The sequence below is a fragment of the Nocardia sp. NPDC004582 genome (assembly GCF_053602115.1).
Window position 1 is genome coordinate 1 of record NZ_JBSGCY010000265.1, and the last position, 3,712, is coordinate 3,712.

Annotated in this window: 6 protein-coding genes; 4 read left to right on the forward strand and 2 right to left on the reverse strand. The window is 69.2% G+C overall.

The window, feature by feature from the left end:
* On the reverse strand, nucleotides 1–481 hold a 481-nt coding region (locus ACWELJ_RS33700; protein ID WP_452370113.1), incomplete at its 3' end, for an A24 family peptidase.
* Nucleotides 482–631: 150 nt separating this feature from the next.
* Here ACWELJ_RS33700 and ACWELJ_RS33705 point away from each other — a divergent pair.
* From ACWELJ_RS33705 to ACWELJ_RS33720, 4 genes are read left to right on the forward strand one after another with little or no spacing between them, the layout of a single operon-like run.
* Nucleotides 632–1,756, forward strand: a complete 1,125-nt coding sequence (locus ACWELJ_RS33705; RefSeq protein ID WP_452370114.1) for a M24 family metallopeptidase — start codon at nucleotides 632–634, stop codon at nucleotides 1,754–1,756.
* Nucleotides 1,757–1,793: 37 nt separating this feature from the next.
* Nucleotides 1,794–2,357 carry an elongation factor P gene (efp, locus tag ACWELJ_RS33710; protein WP_452370115.1) on the forward strand — a complete coding sequence of 188 codons (564 nt, stop codon included), beginning with the start codon at nucleotides 1,794–1,796 and terminating at the stop codon, nucleotides 2,355–2,357.
* Between the two features lie 20 nt (nucleotides 2,358–2,377).
* A complete protein-coding gene (gene nusB / locus ACWELJ_RS33715) occupies nucleotides 2,378–2,884 on the forward strand; it encodes a transcription antitermination factor NusB (RefSeq protein WP_452370116.1) in 507 nt (168 codons plus the stop codon).
* Nucleotides 2,885–2,903: 19 nt separating this feature from the next.
* Nucleotides 2,904–3,161: a YciI family protein gene (locus ACWELJ_RS33720; RefSeq protein ID WP_452370117.1), complete on the forward strand. Its 258-nt coding sequence runs from the start codon at nucleotides 2,904–2,906 to the stop codon at nucleotides 3,159–3,161.
* A 59-nt stretch (nucleotides 3,162–3,220) separates the two neighbouring features.
* On the opposite strand, the gene ACWELJ_RS33725 is transcribed toward ACWELJ_RS33720, so the two are convergent.
* Nucleotides 3,221–3,712, reverse strand: a 492-nt coding sequence (locus tag ACWELJ_RS33725) for a helix-turn-helix transcriptional regulator (RefSeq protein ID WP_452370118.1), incomplete at its 5' end; no start/stop codon positions are given.

Below are 3,712 nucleotides of genomic sequence, written 5' to 3' on the forward strand. Positions count from 1 at the left end.
TGGTAGTCCCAATGCGGGTACGCCTCGGGCATGGGGATTTCGCCGCCGTCGAGGTCGAGACGCCACTGGTGGGCGTCGATTGCACAGGCGTCGGGTGCCGGGCGTGCGGGACCCGGGTGCCGATGCTGGGCGTCATGAGCGTTCCCACCGCGACCGAGGCGGTCAGCATCGGCGCGGTGAGCGCGGCCCAGGACCAGGTCCAGGCTCCACCCAGGGCGGTCGCCGCGCCCAGTCCCAGCGCGAGCTTGACGTCTCCGGCGCCGAGGGCGGCCGGACAGCAGAGGTGCACGACCAGGTAGGGGATCGCGAGCAGCAGCGCGCCCAGCATCGCCAATTCGGGTGTGCCCACGGCGAATCCGTAGCCGAGGATCACCGCCGCCCCGGGCAGGGTGAGGGCGTCGGGGAGGCGGCGCTCCCGGACATCGAAGGCGCTCAGGGCCGCGCACCACACCGTGAGCACCAGCATCGCCGTCGAATTCATGCTTCGAGGTTCTCGCGTCCGCCGCCCGCGTGGGCCGCGCGTTCGCGAAATGTGGATAACTGCTTCGGTTGTGAATACCGGGGTTTCCCTAACCGGCCCATTCACGTGTTGCGGGCCCGTGTCGCGGCGTGTCGGCGGTAGCTTTGACGCATGTCTGCTGATCACGATCCGGCCCGGCGACCCGACTACGCGCTGCGCCGGGCCAGCCTGCGGAATCTGCTGGTGGAGAACCGTGTCGACGCCCTGCTGGTCACGGACCTGATCAATATCCGGTACCTGACCGGTTTCACCGGGTCGAACGCCGCACTGCTGGTCTACGCCTGGGACTCCAGCGAGGATCGCACGATCATCAGCACCGACGGCCGCTATCTCACGCAGGTCGGCGCGCAGGTGCCGGATCTGCGCGCCGAGATCAACCGGTCGTGCGCGCGCCGGGTGATGGAGATCGCGGGCGAGTGGCAGACCGGCCGGGTCGGTTTCGAGAGCCACGTGGTCACCGTCGAACAGCATCGCGGCCTGGCCGCCCTGGGCACCGGCCTGGACCTGGTTCCGGTGTCGGGCCTGGTCGAGCAGCTGCGCATGGTCAAGGACGACTACGAGGTGGACTGCCTGCGCGCGGCCTGCGATGCCGCCGACGCGGCCCTGGCCGCCCTGCTCGAGCGCGGCGGCCTGCGCCCGGGCCGCACCGAACGGCAGGTGGCCCGCGATCTGGAGTGGCTCATGTTCGAGCACGGCGCGGAGGCGGTCGCCTTCGAGACCATCGTGGCCGCGGGCGCGAATTCGGCTGTCCCGCATCACCGTCCGACCGAGGCGGTGCTGGCCGTCGGCGATTTCGTGAAGATCGACTTCGGCGCGGTGGCGCGCGGCTACCACTCCGACATGACCCGAACCTTCGTGCTGGGCACGCCGACGGACTGGCAGCGCGAGGTATACGACCTGGTCAACGCCGCGCAGCAGGCCGGACGCGAGGCCCTGGCGCCGGGCGTCTCGACCAAGTCGGTCGACGCGGCCTCGCGCGGGGTGATCGAGTCGGCCGGTCACGGCGAGCTGTTCGTGCACGGGCTCGGACACGGCGTCGGCCTGCAGATTCACGAAGCGCCCGGAATCGCCAAAACCGGCACGGGTACACTGCTGGATGGCGTGGCGGTGACCGTCGAGCCAGGTGTGTACTTCCCCGGCCGCGGTGGCGTCCGGATCGAGGACACGCTCGTGGTTCGCCAGGGGGGCCCGGAGCTGCTCACCCACACCAGCAAAGACCTGACCGTCGTCGACTGACGCGCGGTTCGACCGACTAGTAGGAGATCCGAGGACAGTGGCGGACACCAGCGACTTCAAGAACGGCCTCGTGCTGAAGATCGACAATCAGCTGCAGCAGATCGTCGAGTTCCAGCATGTGAAGCCGGGTAAGGGTCCCGCCTTCGTGCGCACCAAGCTGAAGAACGTGGTCTCGGGCAAGGTCGTCGACAAGACCTTCAACGCCGGCGTCAAGGTGGAGACCGCGACCGTCGACCGTCGCGACATGACGTACCTCTACCACGACGGTGAGGACTACATCTTCATGGACGGCGAGACCTACGACCAGGTGCACCTGGGCGAGCAGCTGCTGGGCCGCAACGCCGGCTTCCTGCTGGAGAACATGGCCGTCCAGATCGCCATGCACGAGGGTGAGGCGCTGTTCGTCGAGCTCCCCGTCGCGATCGACGTCATCGTCACCCACACCGAGCCGGGCCTGCAGGGCGACCGCTCCTCGGCCGGCACCAAGCCCGCCACCGTGGAGACCGGCGCCGAGGTCCAGGTGCCGCTGTTCATCAACCAGGGTGACAAGCTGCGCATCGACACCCGCGACGGCAGCTACATCAGCCGCGTCAACAACTGACGCGACGGATAATGTCTTCCGTGGCCGATCAATCGGACAAGAAGTCTTTCAAGAAGCTCGGCGCACGGCACAAGGCCCGCCGGCGCGCGGTGGACCTGCTCTTCGAGGCGGAGGCCCGCGACATCGATCCCGCGGACCTGCTCTCGGAGCGGGTCGCGCTGGCGGTGCGTGAGGAATCGATCGCCCCGGTGAACCCTTACACCCGCGTCCTGGTCGAGGGCGTCGCCGACGATCTGGACCGGGTGGACGGCACCATCGAGTCGTACCTGTCGCAGGATTGGACGCTGCCCCGGCTGCCCGCCGTGGACCGCGCCATCCTGCGGGTGGCGGTGTGGGAGTTGTTCCACGCCAACGACGTTCCCCCGGTGGTGGCGGTGGACGAGGCGGTGGAGCTGGCCAAGGAGCTGTCCACCGACGATTCCCCGTCGTTCATCAACGGCGTGCTCGGCCAGGTGGTCCAGGTGGCTCCGCAGGTGCGGGCCGCCGCGGCGGCCACCCGCTCGACCGTCGCCGACGACGAGAAGTAGTTCGAAGGAGAAGCGCAGGGTGCGCAAATATCTGGTGATGGCCATGCGCACCCCGCGCTTCGACGATTCCGTCGTCGTTCCGCACAAGGAATGGCTGGCGCGGGTGCGCGAGCGCGGACAGCTGGTGGAGACCGGCAAATTCACCGACGGCAGCGGCGGCGCGTACGTGATCACCGCCGAGAATCTGGCCGCCGCACAGGAATTGATCCGCACCGACCCGATTCACTCCACGGGCGCTTCGGAACTCACCGTCTACGAGTGGGAGATCACCGGCTGACCTGGCGTCGCCGCACGCCCGGGCGGTAGCCGCCGGTCACGTGGGTCGCCGATCCGCTTTCACTCCGATCGATCCAGTTCCGCGAGCCGGTGCGCGATGCCCGCGCGGCCGGTGAGTCCGAGTTTGCGCAGGATGCGGCCCAGATGGTCCTCCACGGTGCGCGGGCTCAGGAAGAGCTGCTCGGCGATCTCCTTGTTGGTGAGCCCGCGCGCCGCCAGCCCGGCGACCTCGCGTTCGCGTCCGCTCAAGGTGGTCGCGCCGCTCACGCTGCGATGGCCGGCCAGTTTGCGCTGCGCGGTGGTGGCGGCGGCGAGTAACTCGTGTGCGCCGGCGGCCACGAATTCCTCACGCGCGGCGGCGATCCGGGCGGTCGCCGCGGCGAAATCGCCCTGTTTGCCGTCGATCTCGGCGGCGACCAGCATGGTCTGGGCGCGGAACACCGGCATGCCTGCCTGCCCGTAATAGGCGATGGCCGCCTCGGCGGCGTGGGCGGCGGCGTCGAGTTCGCCTCGGGCGCACAGATATCCGGCGCGCGCCCGCGCGGCGGCGGC